Origin of the sequence: Vibrio sp. 10N.222.55.C6, assembly GCF_041473395.1 — a bacterium.
Taxonomy (GTDB): Bacteria; Pseudomonadota; Gammaproteobacteria; order Enterobacterales; family Vibrionaceae; genus Vibrio; species Vibrio crassostreae_C.
Window position 1 is genome coordinate 20069 of sequence record NZ_JBFRSD010000012.1, and the last position, 26374, is coordinate 46442.

A 26374-nucleotide genomic window follows, 5' to 3' on the forward strand; every position below is an offset into this window, starting at 1 on the left:
TTTCCACGACCACTCTTATAAAAATAGTATTTGGCCTACTGTAGGCCGAAAGGTTTAGAAGGGCTGGTTTATCATAACCCTAAAGGCCCCTTCGTCACCACCTCGCGCCAACTCAGCACGTACAACAATACCTTCCACTTGGAAACGCACCGCGCCACCTAAGCTCCATTTCATGTCCGAGTGCAGTGTTTTGATGTCGTACTCATCGGCAACGCGCCCTAATTCAGCAAACGCTACCCATTGCCACCAAGGCAAATCGTAGTAGTTTATCAGTGGGATATCGCCAAGTGGTTGCCAGTCAGGAAGTACTCGGTACTCAGCAGAATAATGAACTGCAGAGCGACCGTGATAACGACCTCCGGTATAACCTCGTAAACGATACAAGCCACCCAATCGAGCTTGCTCCGTTTCTGGTGGGCGAGCACAATCTTGCCCAGAGCAGTTATCCCACGTTGGCGTGTCAGCGGTATAGAAATCAAATGCTAAAACTTGTTGATCGAATAAGTCCCCTAAAGGACCTAAAGCAAAGTACTGGCTATTTTGGAAGGTCCACTTAAGCCACAAGTCATCGTTAGACCAACTCTCTGCGCCAGTGGTGAACTCAAGGTTAGTGTGAGAACCTCTGGTCGGGTTGCGTGTGCTATCACGGTTATCCCAATCAAACGCCAAACTAAAGCCTGTTGCCTCCTCGGTATTATTTAAACCTTCCAACTCACGAGCAGTATAAAAAGGCGTAAATAGAATCGAACTGACACCCGATTCGATTGGCGAAGCAAAGCTCACATCTTTGATTGGCTGAAAAGCACCGAGTAAACCGTGTTCTGCAACGTTGCCCCAAGGTAGCAAATACTTAAACTCAAACTGATAGTTTTGCTCTAAGCCATCAGCAATGGTTTTGTCATCGATAGATGAATCATTATCGCCTTGAGAACCAATGTAATACGGGTTGTCGTTGAAGCGCGCTTGATACATCTGAGTGCTAAACAATACGTTCTCAGACAAGGCATAGTTAAAAGCCGATAGAAAACCGACGTAACTGTCTTTGTCTGAATAGAGTGCCATACCAAACAGAGCGGCTTGAGGTTGCCAAACACCCTTTGCGACACCCGCAACCCCAAAGGTGTTACCCATGGTTTCGGTGCTGAAGTAGAAAGGAACAAAGGCTGAATCTTTTTCTTCACTCACAGCGGAAGAAGAAAAGCTGACACCGAGTAATGTCATTGCAGACATTAGCCAGCTTCGAGTCGTTCGCTTGAACATAATTTACTTATCAAGATCCATGATTACTTCACATATTCCATCGCAACACGCGAAGTCAGCTTAGTGACTAACTCGTAAGCGATAGTGCCGATATGTTCAGCCACTTCTTCTGAAGGTAAATCTTTACCCCACAGAGTCGCTTCATCGCCGACTTTATCTGCCGCATCAGGGCCTAGATCAACCGTTAGCATGTCCATTGATACACGTCCTGCGATCGGTACTTTTCGACCGTTAACGAACACTGGAGTGCCGTTAGGTGCAGTGCGAGGATAACCATCACCATAACCAATCGCGATAACACCAACCTTGGTATCACGTTCACTGGTCCAGTTTCCGCCATAACCCACACTTTCACCGGCTTTCACATCGCGAACGGCAATTAGGTGTGAGGTCAGGGTCATCACAGGCAAAAATCCAAGCTCTTGCGCTGATTTATCAACAAACGGAGAGACACCGTAAGATATGATTCCCGGACGAACCCAATCAAGGTGGCTGTCTGGCCAAGCGAGTAAACCCGCAGAGGCAGCAAGTGAACGCTCCCCTTCACAACCTTCAGTAAGCGACAAGAAAAGCTCTGTCTGTTCAACGGTGGTTGCTCTATCCAGTTCATCAGCACAACCGAAGTGGCTCATGTAACGTAGAGGTTTGGCAACATTCGCACATTGATGCAAACGCTCAACAAAGTTTTGGTATTGCTCAGGGCGAACACCTAATCGGTGCATACCACTGTCGACTTTTAGCCATACCACAACGGGTGTTTCCAAATCCGCACTCTCTAGCGCGCTTAATTGCTCTTCACAATGCACCACCGTTTGAATGTTATTGGTCACCAAGATTGGCAAATCGCCCGAAGAGTAAAATCCTTCCAGCAACAAAATAGGTTTAACAATGCCACCAGCACGAAGTTGTAAGGCTTCTTCAATACGCGCCACACCAAAAGCATCAGAGCTTTTTGAATGCTTGGCTATATGCAGTAAGCCGTGTCCGTAGCCATTGGCTTTCACAACAGACATGACCTTGCACTGAGGAGCCTTCGACTTTATCTGGTTCAGGTTATGTTCGAGCGCGTTTAAGTCAATGCTCGCCGTCGCCGCTTTCATGTAAGTCATTAGCGATTACTCATCATCAAATGCAGGGCCTGCATAGTTATCAAATCGGGAGTGTTGGCCTTGGAACGTAAGACGAACAGAACCGATCGGACCGTTACGTTGCTTACCAAGGATGATCTCAGCAATGCCTTTCAAGGAACTATCTGGGTTATAAACCTCATCACGATAGATGAACATGATCAAATCGGCATCTTGCTCAATCGAACCTGATTCACGCAAATCCGAGTTTACTGGGCGCTTATCAGCACGTTGCTCTAGGGAACGGTTAAGCTGAGAAAGTGCCACAACCGGAACGTTGAGCTCTTTTGCTAACGCTTTCAATGAGCGAGAAATCTCGGCGATTTCAAGAGTACGGTTATCAGATAACGAAGGTACACGCATTAATTGAAGGTAATCTATCATGATCATAGAGATACCATCGTGTTCACGAGCGATACGTCGAGCACGAGAACGCACTTCTGTTGGCGTTAGACCCGAGCTGTCATCGATATACATATTCTTCTTATCCATAAGAATACCCATACTCGACGAGATACGAGCCCAATCTTCATCATCTAGCTGACCAGTACGAATCTTGGTTTGGTCTACGCGAGAAAGTGACGCAAGCATACGCATCATCAGCTGTTCGGCTGGCATCTCTAGCGAGAAGATTAAAACCGGTTTGTCTTGCTTCATCGCCGCGTTTTCACACAAGTTCATCGCAAATGTGGTTTTACCCATCGATGGACGAGCAGCAACAATAATTAAGTCAGAGCCTTGTAGACCTGCTGTTTTCTTGTTGAGGTCGTTGAAGCCAGTATCGACACCTGTCACACCATCTTGCGGCGTTTTGTATAGGATCTCGATACGTTCTAGCGTCTTCTCTAGAATGCTATCAACGTTTTGTGGACCTTCGTTTTCACTTGCACGGCCTTCGGCAATCGCGAAGACTTTACTTTCAGCAAGATCAACCAGCTCTTCCGAAGTACGACCTTGAGGGTCATAACCAGAATCAGCAATCTCATTCGCGACACCAATCAGGCTACGAACAAGTGCACGTTGCGCTACGATATCCGCATACGCATTGATGTTTGCGGCACTTGGTGTGTTTTTCGCTAAGTCAGCAAGGTAAGCAAAGCCACCCACTTCTTCAAGTTGCTCACGCAGCTCTAAATGTTCAGAGAGTGTAATAAGATCCAGAGGAGAACTTTCTTCAAGGATATCCTTTACCGCTTCAAAGATCAGACGGTGAGGACGGCTATAAAAGTCTTTGGCCACAACCTTTTCGGCAACTGTATCCCAGCGTTCGTTATCTAATAACAAACCGCCAATAACAGATTGCTCAGCTTCTAATGAATGTGGCGGGACCTTGATGGCGTCCACCTGATCGTTGGCTGATTTCTGACTTTTGGTATCCACTATGACTACACTCAATAACTAATAATGATCGTTCATTATACCCAAGAACATCCGTTTGTAATCCGATCCTATGAGTTTGTTTTATTCTTCAGGAAGAATTTACCTATTGCTGACGGAATTAACCAAGGGTAGCATTACGATCCTGCCATTCACTCACTGTATAACTAGAGGTATGCGTGTCCAAATTATTGGCTCTGAGCACTGGTCTTCTGAGCTCTAGTCTTCTAAGCATCGGTCTCCTGAGCACTCCGTTGGCCTTAGCTGATGATACTAAAGCCTCTGTTGATGCTAATACCTCTGTTGATTCTATTCTCGACTCGATAGTAGTACCAGAAACTACAGCTGAGCCGATCGTCGTTGCACCGACACCTGAAGAAAAAGAGTTGGATATCGCACCAAGTGATACGGCTGATACAGAGCTGCCTAACCCACTAAAGACTGAGGTCGAATTTGGATATCAGTCGCATACTGGTAATTCGGATTCACGATCGCTTAACGCACGCCTGAACGGTGAGTATACAGCTGGTCGTCATAGAACCAGTGGTGAATGGAAATACTACAACCTCTACAAAGATGGCGAAGAAGATAAAAGGCAATCGACTTACTCAGCTCAGAGTGACTACAAGTTAAGCCCTAAAACCTACCTTTACGGCAGTTTCAAAGGAGTCGACTCGAGATACAGTGCTTACTTTAAGGACTACACAATTTCGAGTGGTCTGGGTTACCAGTTTTCGAATACCGAAGAGTTTGTATTGGAAGTCGAAGTGGGCCCAGGTTTTCGTTACCAAGAGCCAAACCTCGATGAGATCGACGATGATGACATCATCTTCCCTGAGATTGTTGAAGAAGCGATTTTTCGTGGCAACGTGAATACGTCTTGGCAGGTATTGAAGAACTTGCAACTCAAGGCAGACGTGACGCTTGTATCTGGTCACAGTAACCTAAAGTTTGATACTGAGTTAGAAGCCATCAACGATATTACTGACAATATCGCGCTGAAGATCGCTCACTCTCGCCAGTACCACGATAAAGTGCCTGAAGGCTTAAGCAAACAAGACTCTGTTCTATCGATCAACTTGCTCTTCCAGTTCTAATCTTAGGCCACCTCTAACCTTGAGAACAACTTGTTCAGCAATAACAGCTTATGGATCACCGTAAGCTTTTTACCTACTGTAGCCCTTCCTTGTACTTTCCTATATTCCAGACATAAAAAAACACCAGCCGAAGCTGGTGTTTAAAACTTTCAAAAGAAAGAATTCGTCTTGGTACTGAAATTACTCAGCTGCAACGATAGCGATTTTCGCAGTAGCAAAAACTTCAGAGTGAAGTTGGATGCTTACTTCGAATTCGCCGATGTTACGTAGAGCGCCTTCAGGTAGGCGTACTTCGCTCTTAGCTACTGCAACACCTGCCGCTGTAATAGCGTCAGCGATGTCACGAGTACCGATAGAACCGAATAGTTTACCTTCGTCACCAGCTTTAGAAGCGATTGTAACGCCTTCTAGAGTGTTAACGCTCTCTGCACGAGCTTCAGCAGCAGCTAGTTGCTCAGCAACTTTAGCTTCTAGTTCAGCACGACGAGTTTCGAACATAGCAACGTTGTCTTTAGTTGCCATAACTGCTTTACCCTGTGGGATAAGGAAGTTACGAGCGTAACCAGATTTAACGTTTACTTGGTCGCCAAGGCCACCTAGGTTACCGATCTTATCAAGTAGAATAACTTGCATTATCTTAGTCCTCTTAAACTATTATTAACTATTACCGATTACTGATGCTTGTCAGTGTACGGTAGTAGAGCTAGGTAACGAGAACGCTTGATAGCGCGAGCTAGTTGACGCTGGTACTTAGCGCTTGTACCAGTGATACGGCTAGGTACGATTTTACCAGCTTCAGTGATGTAGTTTTTAAGAGTTGCTACGTCTTTGTAGTCAATCTCTTGTACGCCTTCTGCAGTGAAACGGCAGAATTTACGACGACGGAAGAAACGAGCCATGGGCTATCTCCTGATCTTAAATTTAGTAAAGCGGTCTTTCACAATTATCGAAATAACTATCAATGACCTAAAACAAGTTGAGAATTTTTTAAGGCGTTAAGCCAAAAAAGAATTACTCAGCAGCTGCTTCTGGTTTAGCTTCTGTACGCTCTTCGCGACGAGGAGCACGCTCTGCACGCTCTTCTTTTTGCTTAAGCATAATAGATTGCTCAGTCACAGCGCCTTTAGTGCGCATGATCATGTTACGTAGAACTGCATCGTTGAAACGGAAAGCAGTTTCTAGCTCGTCAATCACTTCTTGACCAGCTTCAACGTTCATAAGAACGTAGTGAGCTTTGTGAAGCTTGTTGATTGGGTAAGCCATTTGACGACGACCCCAGTCTTCTAGACGGTGGATAGTACCGCCAGCTTCAGTGATAGAACCAGTGTAACGCTCGATCATGCCAGCAACTTGCTCGCTTTGATCAGGGTGAACCATGAATACGATTTCGTAATGACGCATTTGGTTGCTCCTTACGGATTATTAGCTTCCACGAGTGGCCCGGTCGTCCAGAGGAAGCAAGGAACTAAAGATAAATGACCGAGTTTTAAGGACGGCAAATGTTATAGAAAGAACCCGGTATTGGCAAGCGCTATTTGGTGAATAATGAAACAGTTTTTCTGTCGCCATCTAGCCATCCGACAAACCGATGGATTTTGCTATAACAGCCTAAAAAGAAACGCCCACCAGCAAGTGGTGAGCGCTAATAAATTCATAGACTTAAAGCAGCGTTAACGCATTACTGAGCTAAACGCTGTCTTACCGCTTCGAACAGGCAAATACCCGACGCCACAGAAACATTTAAGCTCGATACGCTACCTGCCATTGGAATCTTAATCAGATCATCGCAAGTTTCACGAGTTAAACGACGCATACCGTCACCTTCTGCACCCATAACTACCGCAAGAGGACCCGTTAGCTTCGCTTGATAGATATCATGCGTTGCTTCACCTGCCGTACCCACAAACCATACGCCCTGCTCTTGCAGTGCACGCATTGTGCGAGCTAGGTTGGTTACGCGCACGAGAGGAACCGTTTCAGCTGCGCCACATGCAACCTTGCTTACCGTTGCTGTTAACGGCGAAGAGCGATCTTTAGGTACGATAACAGCAGCGACACCTGCGGCATCCGCGTTACGTAGACAAGCGCCTAGGTTATGAGGGTCTGTTACGCCGTCTAGAACTAACAGCAAAGGCTGTTCGTGCTGCGCTAGGATATCGTCTAGGTGAGTTTCATTAAGCTGCTTAGCAGGCTTCACCTTAGCAATAAGACCTTGGTGATTCGCACCTTGTGCTTTTTCATCCAACGGCTTACGACCCATCTGTTGAATCGACACACCAAACTGTTGCAGTTGGTTCAGTAATGGAAGAAGACGCTCGTCTTGGCGACCTTTCAATACATACGCTTCGATAAAACGTGCAGGATCTTTTTCTAGTACGGCTTTCACCGCGTGAATACCGTAAATAAATTCGTTACTCATTGTCTCAACTTACTCTTATTGCTCAGAGATGAATGACATCAATGCCGATGTGTCCACCTCTGTGTTGTTCATTTCGAGAGTATGCGTCTTGTGCCTGATACTCTCGCATTAAAGTCATTTCACACTAAATCAGTAGGCGCTAAACCTGATTAGCAGAGCGCCTTATTTAGCCTTAAAATCTATCAGTCTTAAGAGTTATCAGCCTTTGGCTTACGGCTTGCAGCACGCTTTTTCTTAGCGCGAGCTTTAGCAGCACCGGTTTTATTCGCTGGCTTTTTCTTCTTAGCAGGGCCTTCGCTGCTTCCGTCAGGTCGCTTAGTTGGCTCAACCATAGGCTTCGCTGATACACCTGGCTTATTACTCTTCACTGCTGAGCGCTTCTTGCTTTTCGCCTTTTTCATCGCTTCGGCTGCACGCTTCTTGGCTGTTTTGCCTTTGCCACGCGGCTGACGATCAGTGTCTTCTAAGTCAAAGTCGATTTGGCGAGTTTCTAAATTAACCGCAGAAACCTTCACTTTAACCGAATCACCCAAGCGGTAGATATTACCTGAGCTTTCACCCACTAGACGCTGACCAACAGCATCAAATTGGTAGTAATCATTCGCTAGCGCTGAGATGTGTACCAAGCCATCAATGTGCAGTTCAGTTAGACGAACAAAGAAGCCAAAACCAGTCACGTTGGCAATCACACCATCCATCACCTCACCGACATGGTCTTGCATGTATTCACACTTCAACCAGTCGTTTACTTCACGCGTTGCGTCATCAGCACGACGTTCAGTCATTGAACACTGCTCGCCGTAGAAGTCCATATCATCGAAAGTGTAGTGGTAACCACCAGTTGGCGTCCAACGTTCGCTGTTACGACCTTCTTCTTTCGCAATAAGGTACTTAATCGCACGGTGCAATAGCAAATCTGGGTAACGACGAATTGGCGAGGTAAAGTGAGCATAGCGTTTAAGAGCTAAACCAAAGTGACCCGCGTTATCCGCGTTGTATACCGCTTGCTTCATTGAGCGTAGCAGCATAGTTTGGATTAATTCACGATCTTCACGTTCATTAATCTGTTGCATCAGTTGTGCATAGTCTACTGGTGATGGCGACAGACCACCTTCCAGTGTTAAACCTAATTCACTTAAAAAGCTCTTGAAGCCCATTAAGCGCTCTTCGCCCGGAGTTTCGTGAACACGGTACAGCGCAGGCTCTTTCGCTTTTTCTACGTAAGATGCCGATGCGATATTCGCAAGAATCATACATTCTTCGATGATCTTGTGTGCATCGTTACGAATTACTGGCTCAATACGGTCAATCTTACGATCCGCATTGAAGATAAACTTAGTTTCTACCGTTTCAAATTCAATCGCACCACGTTCGTCACGCGTTTTCTTAAGCACCTTATACATCTTATGAAGCTCTTCAAGATGTGGTACTTCAGGTTCGTAACGCTCACGTAATTCTTCATTGCCATCTAAGATCGCGCCTACTTTGTTATAAGTAAGACGAGCATGAGAATTCATTACCGCTTCGTAGTGCTTGTAGCCTGACAGTTTACCTTTGTCTGAGATAGTCATCTCACACACCATACATAAACGGTCTACCTGAGGGTTCAATGAACACAAACCATTTGAAAGCACTTCTGGCAGCATTGGCACGACTTGTGACGGGAAGTATACCGAGTTACCACGGTTAATCGCTTCTTTGTCTAGCGCTGTATCTGGGCGAACGTAGTAACTTACGTCAGCAATCGCTACCCATAGACGCCAGCCGCCGCCTTTCTTCGCTTCACAGTAAACCGCATCATCGAAGTCACGCGCATCTTCACCATCAATGGTAACCAATGGCAGTTTACGCAGGTCTACACGTCCTTCTTTTGCTTCTTCAGGAACATGCTCACCTAGGTTTTCGATTTGCTTATCTACCGCTTCAGGCCACTCTTGTGGGATCTGGTGAGTACGGATCGCAATCTGCGTTTCCATACCCGGCGCCATGTTTTCACCAAGAACTTCGGTTACTTTCCCCATCATGTTACGAGAACGACCACCGCGATCCGTAATTTCAATCACAACCACATTACCCATTCGAGCACCGCCTTTATGCTCAGTAGGGATCTGGATGTCGTGACTAATACGCGAATCATCAGCAACAACGTAAGAATGGCCGTACTCTAGGAAGAAGCGACCAACAAGTGGCGTTTTACGCTCTTCAAGCACACGAACCAAGCGACCTTCACGACGGCCACGCTTACTGTTGTCAGTAGGCTGAACCAATACGTAATCACCGTGCATGATGGTTTTCATCTGATGATGCGGCAGCACGATATCATTGTCTTTACCCACACTGCCGTCTGGGCGAACCCAACCATGACCGTCTTTATGACCAATCACATAGCCTTTGATCAGTTCCATCTTCTCAGGCAATGCGTAGCACTGACGACGAGTAAAGATAAGCTGTCCATCACGCTCCATTGCACGTAAACGACGACGCAGCCCTTCATATTGTTCCTCTCCAGCAAGACCCAAAGCTTCGAATAGATCGTTGCGGTTCATCGGAATATTCGCGTCTGTTAGAAACGAAATAATGAACTCTCGGCTTGGTACTGGGTTATCGTAATTTTTCGACTCTCGGTCGGCAAAAGGATCAACAGTGGTTGTCGCTGTCGTATTTTCTGACGTTGGTGTGTTTTTTGACATAGGCGGGCCTGCTTAAGCAAGGAAGGTATATACCCCTAGTATATCTGATGCTAGGGGTAAGCTACAGATATGCTTTAGAAAACACTCAAATAACCTCAGATTGATACATATCTTCACTTTGTGAAACATCGCTTCATAGACGTGGATTATCATCAAAATTTCAAGCAAACGATAAAACAAACGTTTGCGCCATGAATGAAATACACTATTATCCACGCACTTTACCAACTCCTGTTCTGGGTATGATATGAAACTAAAACGCACTTTATTGGCTTCAGCTATGGCGAGCCTAGCGCTGTTCCCATTCGCAAGTTCGGCAATGGAAAAGGCTGACCTGATGATTACCGATGCGATGGTTCTAACCATGAACCAAGACAAAACGGTTTATGAAAGCGGTACTGTTGTGGTCAAAGACAACAAAATCATTGCGGTTGGTGATGCTTCACTAGAGAAGCAGTACCAAGCTAAGCAAGTGTTAGACGTTGATGGCGATATCGTTATGCCAGGTCTCATCAATACCCATACTCATGTATCAATGACAGTTTTCCGTTCGTTAGCCGATGATGTGCCAGATCGCCTGCACCGTTACATCTTTCCGCTAGAGAAGAAGCTAGTATCGCGAGACATGGTACGCATTGGTGCCAACCTAGGTAACGTTGAAATGGTGAAAGGCGGTGTGACCACTTACGCCGACATGTACTACTTCGAAGATGAAGTCGCAAAAACCGTCGATAAGATCGGTATGCGTGCCATCCTAGGTGAAACGGTGATTAAGTTCCCTGTAGCCGATGCGGCCAACGCCGAAGAAGGCATTAAGTACGCGTTGAACTTCATTGAAGAATACAAAGATCACCCGCGAATCACACCAGCGTTTGCACCGCATGCGCCTTACACCAACACCACAGAGATCCTGCAGAAAATATCTAAGCTCTCCCTAGAGTTAGATGTTCCAGTAATGATTCACCTTGCAGAATCACACCGTGAAGAAGAGAAAATCGCAGAGCGTTCTGATGGATTGTCCCCGGTTCAATACATGGACAGCATTGGCGCACTCAACAAGAACTTGGTGGGTGCACACATGATCCTCGTTGACGAACATGATATCGAACTGGTGAAGAAATCGGATATGGGTGTAGCTCATAACATGAGTGCTAACATCAAGTCAGCAAAAGGTGTATCACCTGCCCTTAAGATGTATGACGAGAACGTGCGTATCGGTTTAGGTACTGATGGCCCAATGTCTGGTAACACACTGAGCACCATTGATGAGTTCAACCAAGTCGCTAAAGTTCACAAGCTAGTTAACAAAGATCGTGCTGCGATGCCGCCGATCAAAGTGATCGACATGGCGACCATGGGCGCAGCAAAAGCGCTGCACATGGAAGATAAGATCGGCTCTCTTGAAGCAGGCAAACTGGCTGACATCATAGTGATCGATACTAAGGCGCCAAATATGGTTCCGGTCTACAACCCATACTCAGCACTGGTGTACTCAGCTAACTCAGGCAATGTTCGTCATTCCATCGTTGATGGCAAGATCATCATGCAAGATCGCGACATGCTAACGGTAGACGAAGATAAGATTCGTCAAGAAGCACTCGATTTCACCAAGGCTGTTCGTGAAACGGTGATTGAGTCTGGTGAGGTGGTTCAATAACGCTACCGAATTAGATAAACGGTTTTCCGTTCAGATCAAAAAAGGCCTCGCTGATGAATCTCAGCGAGGCCTTTTTAATACGAGTTTTTTAGATGATTAACGAGTGCAGTCATTAATCATCATTGCTCATTCAATAATCTGTCTTACCAGAACACGTCTCGACGCTTTGCTCGAGCAATAATATTGTCTGGCATTCTCTGTTCCAGACCGCTACGAAGCACAGTGATACGTCTGTGTTGTCTTTGGTCTGCGGTTACCGAGTTATACAACCAACGGTAAGCATCTTCATAATCCAATGGGCTACCGTAGTCACGTAACAAGAGTTCCGCTAAGTGAATGCTCGCACTTAAGTTACCCATAGAGGCCGCTTCACGTAGATACGGAATCGCACGCTCTTGATCTTGTTGTACCAAAGTACCACGAGAGTAATAACGACCTAACTGCTCTAATGCAGCGGGTAAACCTTGATGTGCCGCGTTCTCCATATAGTAAAGGCCAAGCTCTACATCTTGTGGAACACACACACCCCAAGCCAACATATCACCGTATAAAAACTCATAAGAAGGCAAGCTAATACGCGTTGCGCGAGCAACGATATCTTCAACTAACTGGCACTTATCAGCTTTCACTCGCTCTAGATGTTGATTATTTTCGATTAAATTAATCAGTTCAGCTTCTGTATATATTGGAACGGGCTCTCCCACATCAGCCAAATTTGCATGACTCAAGGGTGAGCTCAGTGCCATTATCAATGAAGCTGCCACAATTCGTAGCTTCATACCTGCACTCTATTATCTGTCGCTAAAGTTATCTATTGAGGGGTGCAGAGGATTTCTACACGCACAAAACAGTGTGAACTTCACTTTCCATGATATCTGTATCGGCAATAACCCCGACGGCTTTAGACAAAACTTGCCGCTAATGGGCAATATTTTGCCTGATGACGCTTAAAAGATCACCATCAAAGAGTGAACGGCTAAATTGCAGGTATTAAAAAGCCGACTTAATAAAGTCGGCTTTTAGAAAACTATTTTATTATCAAAGCACTGTTCGTGCCTGGTAATCACTCAGCAGGCATTATGCGCCGTATGGGTGAACCTTGATGATAGTTTCGTTACGATCTGGGCCAGTTGATACGATATCAATTGGAACGCCAGTTAGGTCTTCGATACGCTTGATGTAATCTAGAGCAGCTTGTGGAAGCGCGTCGATAGATTTAGCACCAAATGTGTTTTCAGACCAACCAGGCATTGTTTCGTAGATTGGCGTCGCTTCTTCGAATGACTCAGCAGCCATTGGAGAAACTTCTAGGATAGAACCATCTTTCATCTTGTAACCAGTACAGATTTTTAGTTCTTCTAGGCCATCTAGAACGTCTAGTTTAGTTAGACACATACCAGATAGAGAGTTGATTTGGATTGCACGACGCATAGCAACAGCATCGAACCAACCAGTACGACGTAGACGACCAGTTGTTGCGCCAAACTCGTGACCAACATCGCCTAGGTGTTTACCAACTGGGTCTTGCTTCTCAAGGCCATCGTATAGCTCAGTAGGGAATGGACCTGAACCAACACGAGTACAGTAAGCCTTAGTAATACCAAGGATGTAACCGATGTGACGAGGACCGAAACCAGAACCTGCAGCAACACCACCAGCAGTCGTGTTAGAAGACGTTACGTATGGGTAAGTACCGTGGTCGATATCTAGTAGCGTACCTTGAGCACCTTCGAACATGATCTTGTCGCCGCGCTTACGTGCTGCGTCTAGTTCGTCAGTTACGTCGATAACCATCGCAGTTAACATATCTGCGTAGCTCATCGCTTGCTCAAGAACTTCTTCGTAGCTTACTGTTTCAGCTTTGTAGAAGTGCTCTAGTTGGAAGTTGTGGAATTCCATCACTTCTTTTAGCTTCTCAGCAAATGCTTCTTTATCGAAAAGGTCACCAACGCGTAGACCGCGACGAGCAACTTTATCTTCATAAGCAGGACCGATACCACGACCCGTTGTACCGATAGCTTTAGCGCCACGAGCGATTTCACGCGCGTTGTCGATTGCAATGTGGTACGGAAGAATTAGAGGACAAGCTTCAGAGATGAAAAGACGTTCACGTACTGGAATACCGCGATCTTCAAGAGGCTTCATTTCTTTAAGAAGTGCGTCAGGCGATAATACTACACCGTTACCAATAACACATTTAACGTTATTACGTAGGATGCCTGATGGAATTAAGTGAAGAACGGTTTTTTCACCGTCAATTACAAGTGTGTGACCTGCATTGTGACCGCCTTGGTAGCGAACCACGTATTTTGCATCTTCAGTTAAAAGGTCAACGATTTTACCTTTACCTTCATCACCCCATTGGGTGCCTAGAACGACTACGTTATTTCCCATCTTTCCAATTTCTGTTGCTAATTAAAAATGGATTCTAGCACTGAATCACACTTCTTGCAGTCACTTTTTGTTCATAAACGTTAACGCTGTACAAAAATAAACCAGCCATAACTGGGGGCAGATGTGTAAAGATACTGATATCATTGCTTTTTTACAGACAAAAGGCAGAACCATGTCTCAATCAATTTGGCTCGCTATTGGGCTCGTACTTATTGTGGAAGGGCTCGGCCCCTTGATTGCACCCAATGGCTGGAGAAACATGGTCGCGCAACTGAGCGAGCAACCAGACACGCAACTGCGCCGCATTGGAGGCTGTCTTGTGGTGGCTGGAGCGGTTATCGCTTTCATGACCTACCGTTAGTTTCTATAAGTACTAATCTGTTTATAAGTACCACTCTGTTAAGCGCCTTCCCTCGCGCCCCAATAGTGAATCCACAAACATGTCTCCTCCTGAAAGAAGTCATAGAAAACAAAAAGGCTCCCACAATGGGAGCCTTTTAAGTTTTAACGTATTTTGCTTATTAAGCTAAGCATTCGCTAACGCATCAGCTTATTTTGCTGGAGCGCCGCTTGCTTGATTCATGTATTGGAAGAAGTCAGTCTTCGGATCCAGTACTAGAATGTCGCTCTTATCGCTAAATGATGTCTCATAAGCTTGCAATGAACGCATGAAGCCGTAGAACTCAGGATCTTTGCTGAACGCATCAGAGTAGATCTTCGCTGCTTCTGCATCCGCATCACCACGAGTGATTCGAGCTGTACGGTCAGCTTCAGCAAGAACTGTTGCCACTTCTAGCTCAGCTTGAGCACGGATAACTTCCGCTTTCTCACGACCTTGAGAACGGTGTCTACGAGCAACCGATTCACGTTCTGCACGCATACGGCGGTAGATAGATTCACTGATTTCGTCAGGAAGGTTAATCTTCTTCATACGAAAATCAACAACTTCAACACCTAAATCAGCCATCGCACTTTCTGCCGTTCCAGACAAAACGTTTTCCATGATCTTATCGCGTTCGCCATCAACTTCTAGTGCTTCTGCAGCCGCTACCGTTGTGACGACTTCGCTATCAGCAGAGTCTGGCAGGATGTCCTTGTTACGAGGGCCTGACACGATCTGCTTAATTTCACGAGAACCAATTTCAGAACGAAGAACATCTGTCACTTTACGCTCAAGAAGTGCTTCTGCCGTCATGATATTACCGCCACCGGTACTCAGATAGAAACGTCCAAAATCAGCAATACGCCATTTTGCGTAAGTATCAATTAGAACGTCTTTTTTCTCTGATGTTACGAAACGGTCAGAACGGCCATCCATCGTTTGAATACGAGCATCAAGTACTTTTACGCGATCAAACATCGGTAGTTTAAAGTGCAGACCTGGTTCATAGATTCGTGATACGCCGTTGTCATCGAGAACTCGACCAAAACGAATTACCATGCCACGCTCACCTTCTTGAATCACAAACACTGACATCAATAGAAGGGCAATCGTCACAACTAATACAGGGATCATTAATTTACGCATTATTAGTATCTCCCTTGGCGTGAACTGTCTGAACGAGTTTGAGTGCTAGGCTTTGGATCCGCTTGAGTTTCTAACTCAATTTGATCGTAAGTTGATGATGCTTTTGCAGGGCGAGAGCCCGACTGAGAACCACCTTGTGCGCCTAGCTTATCAATTGGTAGGTATAGCAAGTTACCGCTTGATTCAGAATCAATCAGGACTTTCGATGTGCTTGAGTACACTTTTTCCATTGTATCTAGGTACATACGGTTACGTGTTACTTCAGGAGCAGCTTGGTATTCAGGTAGCAGTTTCTCGAATTGAGCAACTTGACCTAGAGCACCATTAACTGTGCGCTCTGAGTAACCCACCGCTTCTTTCTTCAAACGCTCAGCACGACCTGTTGCTTTTGGAAGAATGTCATTTCGGTAAGCTTCAGCTTCACGTTCAAAACGCTCTTCATCCTCACGAGCCGCGATAGCATCATCAAATGCATCTTTCACTTGCTCAGGTGGACGTGCTGACTGGAAGTTCACATCAACAATCAGAATACCCATATCGTAGCTATCAATAATACGGTTCAACGTTTCTTGAGTGCTTTGACGAATCTGCTGACGACCACTTGTCAGGATACTATCCATTAGTGAGTCACCAATTACCGCACGAAGCGCGGAATCGGTTGCTTGACGTAAACTGTCGTCTGCATTCGTTACACGATACAAGTACTTGTATGGGTCAGAAACACGGTATTGAACACCCATTTCAACGGTCACAACGTTTTCATCTTTCGTTAGCATCGTGCCAGCAGCACGTAGAGAACGAATCGCTTGAACGTTTACTAGTTGCTCATCACTGATTTCATCGATGAAGCGTGGGTGCCAGTTAAGACCAGGTTCTTCGATACGGTCGAACTGACCCAGTCGAAGTACTACTGCTCTTTCTGCTTCGCCAACGGTGTAGAAACCAGCGAAGAACCAGATAGCAATAGCAATAACGGCAATGACACCAAAGCCAATTGCACCGCCACCACCAATAGATGGCCCGTTACCGTTGCCACCCTTTTTACCAAACTTGCCACCTAACTTTTGACTTAGTTTATTAAACACTTCGTCTAGATCTGGCGGTCCTTGTTCTCGGCCGCCGCGATTATTTTTATTACCCCAAGGGTCATTATCGCGGCCGTTATTATCGCCGTTGTTGTTATTTCCAGGCTCATTCCACGCCATTAGAAAGCTCCATCATTTGATATGACGTTATACTGTAGCAGTCTCTTTGGTAACGATAAAGTCACCTAAGAGCGCCCCTTCTCTTTTTTCAAGTTTAGACCAATCTATTTGTTGCATTCGGATATCTATCAACAAGTTACCATTTTCATCATACTCTTCCTGTTGAATACATTTCATCTCGAAGAATAAGCTGCGAATACGGCCCTGATGTTGATGTGGAATACACAACCGGAATTGAACCATCTGGCTAGCTAAACGCTCAGTTAAAGCTTCAAACAGCAGTTCAATACCTTCTCCTTCCATTGCAGAAACCCAAACAGCGCGAGGTGCGCCCTCTTCGTCTCTTTCAATTCGAGGTTTTTGGTCTTCCATGCAGTCAATTTTGTTCATGACTACAAGGGTTGGCACTTCATGAGCATCGATTTCTTCTAATACTTCATGAACAGCCTGAATGTTCTCACGAAAACGGTCATCACTGGCATCAACAACATGTAACAAAATGTCAGCTTCCTGCGTCTCTTGTAATGTTGCCTTGAACGCAGCGACCAAGTCGTGTGGTAGATGACGGATAAAACCTACGGTATCTGCGAGAATTGCAGGCCCGACATCTGCCAAATCAATCTTACGTAGTGTTGGGTCTAGGGTTGCAAACAGTTGGTCTGCCGCATAAACACCAGCACTTGTGATGCGATTGAAAAGTGTTGATTTCCCTGCGTTGGTATAACCAACCAAAGAAATTGTTGGGATTTCAGCTCGATTACGAGCACGTCGTCCTTGTTCACGCTGCTTAGCGACTTTCGCTAAACGACGTAGTATTGCCTTTATACGGTCACGCAACAAACGTCGATCGGTTTCCAGTTGAGTTTCACCTGGACCACGAAGACCAATACCACCTTTCTGCCTTTCAAGGTGAGTCCAACCACGAATCAGTCGAGTAGAGATATGACGAAGCTGAGCGAGCTCAACTTGTAGCTTACCTTCATGAGTTCGCGCACGTTGTGCAAAGATATCTAAGATCAAACCCGTGCGATCAATCACACGACATTTACACAATTGCTCGAGGTTGCGCTCTTGGGCAGGAGAGAGGGAGTGGTTAAAAATCACAATTTCAGCACCGGTTAGCTGAACAGCTTGTGCGATTTCTAGGGCTTTACCTTCTCCAACGTAGTATTTAGGGAGTGGGGATTGTCGGCTACCAGTAATCACTTGTAGCGTTTCTACCCCCGCTGAGGAGACCAGCATTTCACATTCGCTTAGATCTTCCCATTCTCCCTCTTGCGTGAAGTTGATATGAACAAGTACGGCTCGCTCGCCGGATTCATAACGGTCAAACAAGCAACCAACTCCTTATTACAGCGCAAGCTGTACAAATTGAACGATTAATCTTCAGTCTTCTCTGGACGATCAGATGGCGTGCGTTGCTCGCCGCTGTGGTGACTAACTGCGCGAGCAGGTACCACAGTAGAAATCGCATGCTTGTAAACCATTTGGTTTACTGTGTTCTTCAATAAGATCACGAATTGATCGAAAGACTCGATCTGACCTTGCAGCTTAATGCCGTTAACAAGATAGATAGAGACTGGAATGCGCTCACGACGGAGTGCATTTAGGAATGGGTCTTGTAGCGATTGCCCCTTAGCCATTTTATTTTCCTTATTTGTATTTTGTTGTAATTATTTAGCTAGTGGTGCACAAAAAGGTGCGGCCTTTGCATCTGAGCTAAATGAATAAAAAAACTCCGTTGTTATTGAAAGGCTGTGATTTTTTAAAAGCCTCAATAACGGATCCTTTCCAGAGTATATTCACGCAAAAGCGATCACATTATACACAGCAATACTAATCAGATGCTATTGCATCTGAAAGAGTTTCTAACGCTTGATCAATGTTTTCGCTATCTAACCAAGTTAAATCATCCCAACTGCGCAACCAGGTGATTTGTCGCTTGGCCAACTGACGGGTTGCACAGACACCACGGAAAACCGCTTCGTCTAAATCACAATTACCGTCTAAATAATCCCACATCTGCCTATAACCAACGCATCGGATCGATGGCAGTTCAGGGTGAAGATCTTCTCTGGCGTACAACGCCTTCATTTCATCTTCAAACCCAGCTTCTATCATCTTCTCGAAACGCAGCTCAATGCGGCGATGGAGTTCAGTCCTTTCCTTGGGAGCTATTGCAAATTGTTTTACACGAAATGGCAGGCTATCGCCTTTCGTTTGAGTTAGCTCTGTTAATGTTTTACCCGAAATTCGGTAAACTTCCAATGCCCTTGAAAGCCTTTGTGGATCATTTGGGTGTATTCTTTCAGCGGATACGGGATCTATCTCTCTTAATTGATCGTGCAATGCCTGCCAACCTTGTTCGATAGATTCCGCTTCAATCTGCTTACGAATCTCTTGATCCGCGGCTGGTAATGGCGATAAACCTTCCAACAATGCTTTGTAGTACAGCATTGTGCCACCAACAAGTAACGGGATTTTGCCTTCCGCTACAATCTTATTCATTTCATTGATCGCATCACGACGAAAATCTGCCGCAGAATACGCTTCGCTTGGATCCAAAATATCAATCAAGCGATGAGGCGCGAGCTCAAGCTCTTCCGCATCCGGTTTAGCGGTACCAATATCCATGTCTTTGTAGATCAATGCCGAATCGACGCTGATGATCTCTACAGGGTATTTCTGACGTAAGCGGATAGCTAAATCTGTTTTTCCTGACGCCGTTGGGCCCATTAAAAACAACGCTAAAGGTAATTTTTCAGTCATGATATTTTGTATTTGCTTCTCTGTTTTAGCGCTTTTTAGCAAAGGGCTTTGTGTCGCGACGTATTCAGCTAAAAAGACAAAGGTCGTCGCGAAAAAATTAAACCGTAAACGCGGCTATAGTCGCTGAAAAGTCGATAGGATTAACAAACTCTGGATCATCTAATGGAAGTAGACCATGCCAAAGTTGTTCTAGTTCCCCAACTAGTTGAACCGCTTCAGATAAAGTGTAGTCGCTTTTTACTTGTGCGGTTTGAATCCCGATCCAGTTGACCAATGATGGCAATAGGTCGTTAGAAACATTAGCCGAGTGTTTATCAACAATCTGAGCGTTTAATGAAGCCGCGTAAGATAACAGATCTGGGATCAAAATTTGTAAGTTTTGCTGCCTTAAAGGAGAAGGCACGCCCATCACCATTACCGCCTCGCTGTTTCGCGCCTTAAGCTCAATCCCCAGTAATGCCAGAGTTTGACTCAGCGCCTTAGCAACTTCGACAAGTTCACTACCCAGCTTAATCGATAAAGGCACCAATAGTGGTTGGCTTTTTAACGCACCACCTCGAGTATCAAGCTGACCAACAACACGCAATAACTCAGCCTTAGCCAAGGAAACCAGCACACTGCCGTTCTTATTGCCCATTACCAGATACTGACGTTCCACAATCGAGACCGCTTTGCCCAAGTCCGTTACAGGTGCTCTTGGCTTTAAATGAACAGGATTCTGTTGAGCAGGCTTAGCTTCTTTATTTTCTTTATTTTCTAAGTTGTCTCTGGTTTCTACTGGTGCCACATGCTCTTGAGAAAGTGAAGGCTGTACAACTTGCTCATCAAAATCTGGCGTTTTCAGAAGCTCTTTATAGGCTTTCACTTCTCGCTTAGATGGCGCGGGTTCACCATGATGTTGGTGTGGCTCTTTCTCTTTTTTAGGTTCAGGTCGAGACTCTATCCACTCTTGGCGAGAGGAACCGGTAAAACTGCTGTCACTAGTAGCCGAGCTTCGGCCAGCTAATGAACTTGGACTGGTTGATGAGCTTGGGCTAATTGATGAAACATAGTGTCGCCCACCATCATTAACGCTGTGTTGAGGCTTATCAAAAGCGTGCTCTGATTCTGCTTTTCTCGGGTAGGCAGGCGTTTGCTCAATAGCGTGTCGCACCCTATCCGAAACTTGGGTTTGATCCGAACTGCTAGGCATTACGCTTTCTGGCTCAGCGAAACTTGCAACACCATCAACTGCAGAGCTCGTACTATCTTGCTGATGATGAATCACTTCTGACTGATGAAAAGCCGACTGATTGATTGGTGCAGCATCGATCTGCTTGCTCTGTGCTAAACCATCGCTCAATGCTTGGTAAATAAAGTCATGCACAAGGCGCGCTTGATGAAAACGCACTTCATGTTTTGCAGGGTGGACATTCACGTCCACCTGATGTGGATCGAGTTCAATGAACAACACATACGTCGCGAATTGGTCTGGACGTAGGCTGGTTTCGTAGCTTTGACGAATCGCATGGTTGATCAGCTTGTCACGCATCATACGACCATTCACATAGCAGTATTGCAGGTCGCTTTGCTGTCTGGCCCCTTCAGGTGTGGTGATCCAGCCATGAAGTTTTAAGCCTTGGTGCTCAAGTTCGATCTCAAGCATATGGCGAACAAAAGGATTGCCACATACCGCAGCGATGCGCTTTTCTGCTTGAACTTCTGTCTTGGCAGCGCGGTACTGACGAATCATCTTGCCGTTATGACGAAGGTTGATCGTCACATCAAAGCGACTTAATGCAATACGCTTGAGCAACTCATCAATATGGGTGAATTCAGTCTTCTCGGTGCGTAAGAATTTGCGGCGCGCTGGTGTATTGAAGAACAGATCCAACACCTCAACCGAAGTACCAATTGGGTGTGCTGCTGGCTGCAGTTTTACCTGCATATCACGACCTTCACTGTGTGCTGCCCAAGCTTGATCTTGAGTGGCAGGGCGTGAAGTCATGGTCAAGCGCGCAACCGAGCTAATACTCGCCAGCGCTTCACCACGGAAACCGAGGCTGACGATCGCCTCTAGGTCATCAAGAGTGTGGATTTTGGAGGTAGCATGACGACTCAGTGCCAAGGCAAGCTCATCTTTTACGATGCCTTTACCATTGTCACGAACGCGGATCATCTTGGCGCCACCTTTCTCGATATCAATATCGATACGTGTCGCACCAGAATCCAAACTGTTCTCAACCAACTCTTTTACAACAGAAGCGGGTCTTTCTACCACCTCACCCGCTGCGATTTGGTTAGCTAACCGAGCTGGCAGTATTTTGATCGTCATATTTATAGCTACCTTACTGCCATTGATGGAAACGCTGCTACGTTTGCACTAGTTCTTATTTTTTATCATTGATATACCTGAAGCTGTTTAGCATTCCCAAGACTACTTGTGAGGAATAATCAACACTTGGCCGATAGCCAGACTGTCAGATCTTAGCTTATTCGCTTGGCGAATGCTGTTGACGCTCACGCCGTATTTCGAAGCTATCTTGCCAAGGTAATCACCTCTTGCAACTTTGTGTTTGCGCAGAGGAACATCTTTAACTTCAACCGTAATACGTAACTTTTGGCCTACTCTCACCGTCTCTGATTTCAAACGGTTCTCACGTTTAATATCAGCCACCGACACTTTATAGCGGCTGGCGATCTTACCTAGGTACTCTCCAGACTTAACCGTGTGAGTGATGGTCTTCGTTTTAACCGCACTGCTTGATGATGAAGTTGAAGCACTGCCTGGAATCTTAAGTACTTGGCCAATTGCTAGGCTGCTCGATTTCAGATTGTTGAGCTTCATCAACGTCTGTGTCGACGTACCATACTTGCTCGCAATCACAGACAAAGACTCACCACGAGAGACTTTATGTTGGCTCACGCTGCCCGTTGATGACGTTGCGTTAGACAAGATAATCCCTTCAGGCGGGTTAGCCTTCAAATACTTAACCACCGCTTTAGTCACTGCTCGTGCCAATTTATCTTGGTGCGAACGTTGGAAAAGAAGCTTCTCTTCCGTCGGATTCGAAATAAAACCTGTCTCTACCAGTACTGATGGGATCTGTGGTGAACGTAATACGGCTAAGCTGGTGTTAATCGGCTTGCTATTGTGCAGTTTCGCAACCTTACCCATTTCAGACAGAATTGCCGTTGCCAGTTTGTAGCCCTCTTTTTGAGAGTGGCTAAACTGCAAATCAAGCAGGGTTTGGTTTACGTTCTTATCATCAATATTGCTTGTGAACGCTGCACCGCTACCACCAAGCAATTCAGACTGTTTCTCTTTATTCTCAATCCAACGAGAGATCTCTGTATTTGCGCGTCGAGTGTTCAATACAAACACTGAACCACCTCTTGGTTGAGGCGTCGTAAAGGCGTCGGCGTGAATAGAGATCAACAGGTGAGCTTCATTCTCTCGAGCAATCGCAACACGTCGATTCAGGTTCACAAAGTAATCAGCATTACGAGTCATACGAGTTTTGATCCCCGGGACCGCATTCAGTTGAGCTGCTAACTTCTTAGAAATACTCAGAGTCGCGTCTTTTTCGTATTTACGCGTAGGACCAATCGAACCTGGGTCTTCACCACCGTGGCCAGGATCAATCACAATTAGAATATCTTTCTGGCGCTTAACCTGATTAATGTTCTTACTTACCGTTGGCTTACTCGGTGTCGATGTCGCTTTACTTGCCGCACCATGAGGTAAGTCGATCACCAAACGGTGTCCATACTGACCACCTGGGGTCGGGCTCAGTTTGAATAATTCTGCTTTAGACGACTTCTTTAACTCAAAAACCAAGCGATAGGTGTTTTTGTCTGGCGGTGAGCTCTTACGAATCTTAGATAGAACAGGGCTGTCTTTCACCTCGACCGGTAACTTAGTCGCAAGACTGGTATTTTTTAAATCAACCACTAAGCGACTCGGGCTACTCAGGGTGAAATAGCTAAAGTCCGCTTCTGATTTTAAGTCGATAACCACACGAGTTTCTTCTGGAGAAGGCCAAACCCTTAAACTTTTCAGTGAGTTTGCAGAAACAAGTGAAGAAAACAGTATAGAAAAAACAGCAGCCATCATGGCCACTGTTGAAATAAGGCGTTTAGAAATCAACATAACTCCAACTGACTAAGTAAGCGCTGTCCGTATTCACTATTAGCGGTTAAAGAAACAACACGGTGATCGTCTTGGTAACGAATATCAATATCCAAATCGGCTTCTGGTAGCATCCCATAACCTTTCTCAGGCCACTCAACCAAACAGATAGCATCCGGCGTAAAATAGTCACGAATTCCCATAAACTCTAACTCTTCAGGATCTGCTAGGCGATAAAGGTCAAAGTGGTACACCTGCCAATCTGCAAGTTGATAAGGTTCAACTAGAGTATACGTTGGGCTTTTTACATTTCCTTGATGGCCAAGTGCTTTTACAAAGCCACGACTGAAAGTCGTTTTACCTGCGCCAAGATCACCATGCAGATAAATAGTCGTCTGCTGTGAGCAAAGATTAGAAAGCTCCGTTCCTAATTGAATCGTTGCTTGTTCATCTTTCAAAGTAAATTGTTTCGTGCTCATGAATACGTTCTCTAAAAATCGATCGTTGACTATATAAAAATCAAAAGAACAAGAATAGTAAACCGTGATGCTTTTGGGAGACAAGCACTCAAGTGTAAGTTCTATGAAAAATACTGATCAAAACGCGTCTGTTCTGGTCAACACCACTAAGATCCGTTAAGATCCGCCCCCATTTTTGCCGAACCTAATTTTAATTAGCCTTATCTCTAATTGTAAAACAGAGAAAATAAGAAATAAGCCATGAATCTAGACCATCTTGCTGAAAAAATTAAAATCTGGGGAAAAGAGCTGGGCTTTCAAAAAGTTGGCATCTGCGATGTTGATTTAAGTGAACACGAAGCCCCTCTTCAAGCATGGCTAGATGCTGGCAACCACGGCGAAATGGATTGGATGGCTCGACATGGGATGATGCGTGCACGTCCTGATGAACTTCACCCAGGCACAATTCGAGTGATCAGCGCTCGAATGAACTACCTACCACCAGAAGCTCAGTTCGCCTCTAACCTAAGCGATACCACTCAAGGCTACATCAGCCGCTATTCTTTAGGCCGCGACTATCACAAATTGTTCCGTAACCAGTTGAAAAAGCTAGGACAAAGAATTGAAAAAGAGGTCGAGGGTTTAGACTCACGCCCTTTCGTCGATTCAGCGCCCATTTTGGAAAGACCACTCGCTCAAAAAGCAGGGTTGGGCTGGACAGGTAAACACTCATTAATTCTTGATAAAGACGCTGGCTCTTGGTTCTTTCTAGGGGAGCTGTTAGTTAACATCCCTCTTCCCACGGATGAACCCAGTGTTGATGAGTGCGGCAAATGCACCGCATGTATCACTTCTTGCCCAACGGGTGCCATTATTGCTGATGGCGTGGTTGATGCGCGCAAATGTATTTCGTACTTAACCATTGAATATGATGGTGTGATCCCTGAAGAGTATAGAGATGCCATTGGTAACCGTATCTACGGTTGCGATGATTGTCAGTTAGTTTGCCCGTGGAATCGTCATGCCGAACTCACAGAGCAAACAGACTTTCACCGCAGAGAAGATTTCCAAGAAGCCGATCTGGTTTCACTTTCAAGTTGGGACGAAGCAACCTTCCTAAAGAAAATGGAAGGCTCAGCAATCAGACGTATCGGCCACACCCAGTGGTTACGCAATATCTTTGTTGCGATGGGCAATGCACCATTTCAACAACGCATTATTGAAACCCTGGAGTCTCATCAAGGCAAAAACGAAATGCTTGATGTGCATATTGAGTGGGCTTTGAATAAACAACTACAGCAGTTACCCAACGCTAGCAGTGTGCAAGAAGATAGCTCTACGCAGAAAAATAGCTGTGTGCAAAAAAGTAACAGCAAAATCTCCACCAAAAAGCACAGACTGATACGTATAGTAGAGAAAGGACTACCAAGAGACGCTTAACGCTTTATATACCAATATATGGCAAGCGAGCCCCCACTAACAGTCCAACATTTAAGACAACTCGTTGCACATAATTTTAGAACAATGTTTGACCTTGTTCTCAATTCTAACAATGTGGAAAAAATTCAGAACTCTCGTAAACTTCCGACACCCGAGCAAAGTTAAACACAGTACCGATAAATGATTAAGATCAAAAAACAACAAGTTAACGATCTTTTATTAAATCCAAGATAGGCATCCAACTTGATAAAAAACAACAAGTTACGATCGCTGCAATTCATCTAATATATTGAAAACAAGAAAGATCTTTTAGGGATAGGTAAAGAATTAAGCCTGAAACAACTTTATCAACCAAGTTATCCACACCTAACATTTTGTGGATAAGTCTGTTTATAGATGTGAAAAACCTCAAGTGTCTGCTTCAGAGACCTGATATTTACTAGCATTTCAGTTGCTATGAAAAATTTAAGACAAAAAAATATCCACCATGATGGAGGATTATTTGCTTTTTTGGGGGGATTATGCTTCGCAGCATTAAAGAAAGAGCGTGACCTTTGTGGTCGCCTTTAAACACAGAGGTTTAAAGTACTTATTAGCTTTTTTAGAAGAAAGCTGGAGCGATACATCGGGTTCGAACCGATGACCTCAACCTTGGCAAGGTTGCGCTCTACCAACTGAGCTAGTATCGCATTAGTTAACCGCTATCGCGCTTAACTGTAATGTGGTTGCGGGAGCCGGATTTGAACCGACGACCTTCGGGTTATGAGCCCGACGAGCTACCAAACTGCTCCATCCCGCGTCCGGATGCATTGTTTAAGACAATGAGACTAAACCATTTTCAT

The 26374-nt window shown here is 45.2% G+C and carries 22 protein-coding genes and 2 tRNA genes; 4 read left to right on the plus strand and 20 right to left on the minus strand.

Features of this window, described 5'->3' with window-relative positions:
* Positions 1 to 54: 54 nt before the first annotated feature.
* The 3 genes from AB4486_RS10510 to AB4486_RS10520 are packed head-to-tail and all read right to left on the minus strand — an operon-like array spanning position 55 to position 3767.
* Complete coding sequence (locus AB4486_RS10510; protein ID WP_017059937.1) at positions 55 to 1260, minus strand: BamA/TamA family outer membrane protein; 1206 nt, start codon at positions 1258 to 1260, stop codon at positions 55 to 57.
* Between the two features lie 23 nt (positions 1261 to 1283).
* Positions 1284 to 2369: an alanine racemase gene (alr, locus tag AB4486_RS10515; RefSeq protein WP_372117120.1), complete on the minus strand. Its 1086-nt coding sequence runs from the start codon at positions 2367 to 2369 to the stop codon at positions 1284 to 1286.
* Positions 2370 to 2375: 6 nt separating this feature from the next.
* Entirely contained in the window at positions 2376 to 3767 is a 1392-nt protein-coding gene (locus AB4486_RS10520) for a replicative DNA helicase (protein WP_016767560.1), read from the minus strand.
* A gap of 176 nt (positions 3768 to 3943) precedes the next feature.
* Between AB4486_RS10520 and AB4486_RS10525 the strand changes: the two genes are divergently transcribed.
* The gene (locus AB4486_RS10525) at positions 3944 to 4861 is read left to right on the plus strand and encodes a DUF481 domain-containing protein (RefSeq protein ID WP_137002284.1); all 918 of its coding nucleotides are present in this window, start codon (positions 3944 to 3946) and stop codon (positions 4859 to 4861) included.
* A gap of 180 nt (positions 4862 to 5041) precedes the next feature.
* Here AB4486_RS10525 and rplI read toward each other — a convergent pair whose 3' ends face one another.
* From rplI to rnr, 5 genes are all read right to left on the minus strand, one after another.
* A complete protein-coding gene (gene rplI / locus AB4486_RS10530) occupies positions 5042 to 5494 on the minus strand; it encodes a 50S ribosomal protein L9 (RefSeq protein ID WP_010434182.1) in 453 nt (150 codons plus the stop codon).
* Positions 5495 to 5532: 38 nt separating this feature from the next.
* The gene (rpsR, locus tag AB4486_RS10535) at positions 5533 to 5760 is read right to left on the minus strand and encodes a 30S ribosomal protein S18 (protein ID WP_000090472.1); all 228 of its coding nucleotides are present in this window, start codon (positions 5758 to 5760) and stop codon (positions 5533 to 5535) included.
* Positions 5761 to 5872: 112 nt separating this feature from the next.
* Entirely contained in the window at positions 5873 to 6262 is a 390-nt protein-coding gene (gene rpsF / locus AB4486_RS10540; RefSeq protein WP_004741278.1) for a 30S ribosomal protein S6, read from the minus strand.
* A gap of 277 nt (positions 6263 to 6539) precedes the next feature.
* On the minus strand, positions 6540 to 7280 hold the full coding sequence (rlmB, locus tag AB4486_RS10545) for a 23S rRNA (guanosine(2251)-2'-O)-methyltransferase RlmB (RefSeq protein WP_017063180.1): 741 nt from the start codon (positions 7278 to 7280) through the stop codon (positions 6540 to 6542).
* A gap of 188 nt (positions 7281 to 7468) precedes the next feature.
* On the minus strand, positions 7469 to 9970 hold the full coding sequence (rnr, locus tag AB4486_RS10550; RefSeq protein ID WP_017063179.1) for a ribonuclease R: 2502 nt from the start codon (positions 9968 to 9970) through the stop codon (positions 7469 to 7471).
* 247 nt (positions 9971 to 10217) lie between these two features.
* On the opposite strand from rnr, the gene AB4486_RS10555 reads away from it, so the two are divergent.
* A complete protein-coding gene (locus AB4486_RS10555) occupies positions 10218 to 11627 on the plus strand; it encodes an amidohydrolase (protein WP_136979333.1) in 1410 nt (469 codons plus the stop codon).
* 143 nt (positions 11628 to 11770) lie between these two features.
* Here AB4486_RS10555 and motX read toward each other — a convergent pair whose 3' ends face one another.
* Positions 11771 to 12406, minus strand: a complete 636-nt coding sequence (gene motX, locus AB4486_RS10560; protein ID WP_017063177.1) for a flagellar protein MotX — start codon at positions 12404 to 12406, stop codon at positions 11771 to 11773.
* 298 nt (positions 12407 to 12704) lie between these two features.
* Positions 12705 to 14021, minus strand: a complete 1317-nt coding sequence (locus tag AB4486_RS10565) for an adenylosuccinate synthase (protein WP_010434108.1) — start codon at positions 14019 to 14021, stop codon at positions 12705 to 12707.
* A gap of 172 nt (positions 14022 to 14193) precedes the next feature.
* Between AB4486_RS10565 and AB4486_RS10570 the strand changes: the two genes are divergently transcribed.
* The gene (locus AB4486_RS10570; RefSeq protein ID WP_010434105.1) at positions 14194 to 14382 is read left to right on the plus strand and encodes a DUF2065 domain-containing protein; all 189 of its coding nucleotides are present in this window, start codon (positions 14194 to 14196) and stop codon (positions 14380 to 14382) included.
* A gap of 189 nt (positions 14383 to 14571) precedes the next feature.
* On the opposite strand, the gene hflC is transcribed toward AB4486_RS10570, so the two are convergent.
* The 8 genes from hflC to tsaE all read right to left on the minus strand — a co-directional run bounded on the left by hflC (position 14572) and on the right by tsaE (position 24113).
* Positions 14572 to 15549, minus strand: a complete 978-nt coding sequence (hflC, locus tag AB4486_RS10575) for a protease modulator HflC (protein WP_017059930.1) — start codon at positions 15547 to 15549, stop codon at positions 14572 to 14574.
* Positions 15550 to 15551: 2 nt separating this feature from the next.
* Entirely contained in the window at positions 15552 to 16754 is a 1203-nt protein-coding gene (gene hflK, locus AB4486_RS10580) for an FtsH protease activity modulator HflK (RefSeq protein WP_017059929.1), read from the minus strand.
* A 27-nt stretch (positions 16755 to 16781) separates the two neighbouring features.
* Positions 16782 to 18089 carry a ribosome rescue GTPase HflX gene (gene hflX, locus AB4486_RS10585; RefSeq protein ID WP_017059928.1) on the minus strand — a complete coding sequence of 436 codons (1308 nt, stop codon included), beginning with the start codon at positions 18087 to 18089 and terminating at the stop codon, positions 16782 to 16784.
* A 44-nt stretch (positions 18090 to 18133) separates the two neighbouring features.
* Complete coding sequence (gene hfq / locus AB4486_RS10590) at positions 18134 to 18397, minus strand: RNA chaperone Hfq (protein ID WP_017059927.1); 264 nt, start codon at positions 18395 to 18397, stop codon at positions 18134 to 18136.
* Positions 18398 to 18590: 193 nt separating this feature from the next.
* Positions 18591 to 19523 (minus strand): tRNA (adenosine(37)-N6)-dimethylallyltransferase MiaA, encoded by a 933-nt coding sequence (miaA, locus tag AB4486_RS10595; RefSeq protein ID WP_017059926.1) that lies wholly within the window; start codon positions 19521 to 19523, stop codon positions 18591 to 18593.
* Positions 19524 to 19620: 97 nt separating this feature from the next.
* Complete coding sequence (mutL, locus tag AB4486_RS10600; protein WP_372117123.1) at positions 19621 to 21837, minus strand: DNA mismatch repair endonuclease MutL; 2217 nt, start codon at positions 21835 to 21837, stop codon at positions 19621 to 19623.
* Between the two features lie 102 nt (positions 21838 to 21939).
* On the minus strand, positions 21940 to 23655 hold the full coding sequence (locus tag AB4486_RS10605; RefSeq protein WP_372117124.1) for an N-acetylmuramoyl-L-alanine amidase: 1716 nt from the start codon (positions 23653 to 23655) through the stop codon (positions 21940 to 21942).
* Positions 23649 to 24113 carry a tRNA (adenosine(37)-N6)-threonylcarbamoyltransferase complex ATPase subunit type 1 TsaE gene (tsaE, locus tag AB4486_RS10610; protein WP_017059923.1) on the minus strand — a complete coding sequence of 155 codons (465 nt, stop codon included), beginning with the start codon at positions 24111 to 24113 and terminating at the stop codon, positions 23649 to 23651. The genes AB4486_RS10605 and tsaE overlap by 7 nt, the downstream gene beginning before the upstream one ends.
* Before the next feature lie 240 nt (positions 24114 to 24353).
* On the opposite strand from tsaE, the gene queG reads away from it, so the two are divergent.
* Positions 24354 to 25532: a tRNA epoxyqueuosine(34) reductase QueG gene (queG, locus tag AB4486_RS10615; RefSeq protein ID WP_017059922.1), complete on the plus strand. Its 1179-nt coding sequence runs from the start codon at positions 24354 to 24356 to the stop codon at positions 25530 to 25532.
* Positions 25533 to 26145: 613 nt separating this feature from the next.
* Here the strand turns inward: queG and AB4486_RS10620 are convergent.
* Positions 26146 to 26221 (minus strand) — tRNA-Gly (locus AB4486_RS10620).
* 33 nt (positions 26222 to 26254) lie between these two features.
* Positions 26255 to 26331: transfer RNA gene (locus AB4486_RS10625), tRNA-Met, on the minus strand.
* Between the last annotated feature and the right edge of the window lie 43 nt (positions 26332 to 26374).

Coding starts and splice junctions, on each gene's coding strand:
- AB4486_RS10510 (WP_017059937.1), bottom strand. CDS start 1,260: ATGTTCAAGCGAACGACTCGAAGCTGGCTAATGTCTGCAATGACATTA.
- alr (WP_372117120.1), bottom strand. CDS start 2,369: ATGACTTACATGAAAGCGGCGACGGCGAGCATTGACTTAAACGCGCTC.
- rplI (WP_010434182.1), bottom strand. CDS start 5,494: ATGCAAGTTATTCTACTTGATAAGATCGGTAACCTAGGTGGCCTTGGC.
- rpsR (WP_000090472.1), bottom strand. CDS start 5,760: ATGGCTCGTTTCTTCCGTCGTCGTAAATTCTGCCGTTTCACTGCAGAA.
- rpsF (WP_004741278.1), bottom strand. CDS start 6,262: ATGCGTCATTACGAAATCGTATTCATGGTTCACCCTGATCAAAGCGAG.
- rlmB (WP_017063180.1), bottom strand. CDS start 7,280: ATGAGTAACGAATTTATTTACGGTATTCACGCGGTGAAAGCCGTACTA.
- rnr (WP_017063179.1), bottom strand. CDS start 9,970: ATGTCAAAAAACACACCAACGTCAGAAAATACGACAGCGACAACCACT.
- AB4486_RS10555 (WP_136979333.1), top strand. CDS start 10,218: ATGAAACTAAAACGCACTTTATTGGCTTCAGCTATGGCGAGCCTAGCG.
- motX (WP_017063177.1), bottom strand. CDS start 12,406: ATGAAGCTACGAATTGTGGCAGCTTCATTGATAATGGCACTGAGCTCA.
- AB4486_RS10565 (WP_010434108.1), bottom strand. CDS start 14,021: ATGGGAAATAACGTAGTCGTTCTAGGCACCCAATGGGGTGATGAAGGT.
- AB4486_RS10570 (WP_010434105.1), top strand. CDS start 14,194: ATGTCTCAATCAATTTGGCTCGCTATTGGGCTCGTACTTATTGTGGAA.
- hflC (WP_017059930.1), bottom strand. CDS start 15,549: ATGCGTAAATTAATGATCCCTGTATTAGTTGTGACGATTGCCCTTCTA.
- hflK (WP_017059929.1), bottom strand. CDS start 16,754: ATGGCGTGGAATGAGCCTGGAAATAACAACAACGGCGATAATAACGGC.
- hfq (WP_017059927.1), bottom strand. CDS start 18,397: ATGGCTAAGGGGCAATCGCTACAAGACCCATTCCTAAATGCACTCCGT.
- miaA (WP_017059926.1), bottom strand. CDS start 19,523: ATGACTGAAAAATTACCTTTAGCGTTGTTTTTAATGGGCCCAACGGCG.
- mutL (WP_372117123.1), bottom strand. CDS start 21,837: ATGACGATCAAAATACTGCCAGCTCGGTTAGCTAACCAAATCGCAGCG.
- AB4486_RS10605 (WP_372117124.1), bottom strand. CDS start 23,655: ATGTTGATTTCTAAACGCCTTATTTCAACAGTGGCCATGATGGCTGCT.
- tsaE (WP_017059923.1), bottom strand. CDS start 24,113: ATGAGCACGAAACAATTTACTTTGAAAGATGAACAAGCAACGATTCAA.
- queG (WP_017059922.1), top strand. CDS start 24,354: ATGAATCTAGACCATCTTGCTGAAAAAATTAAAATCTGGGGAAAAGAG.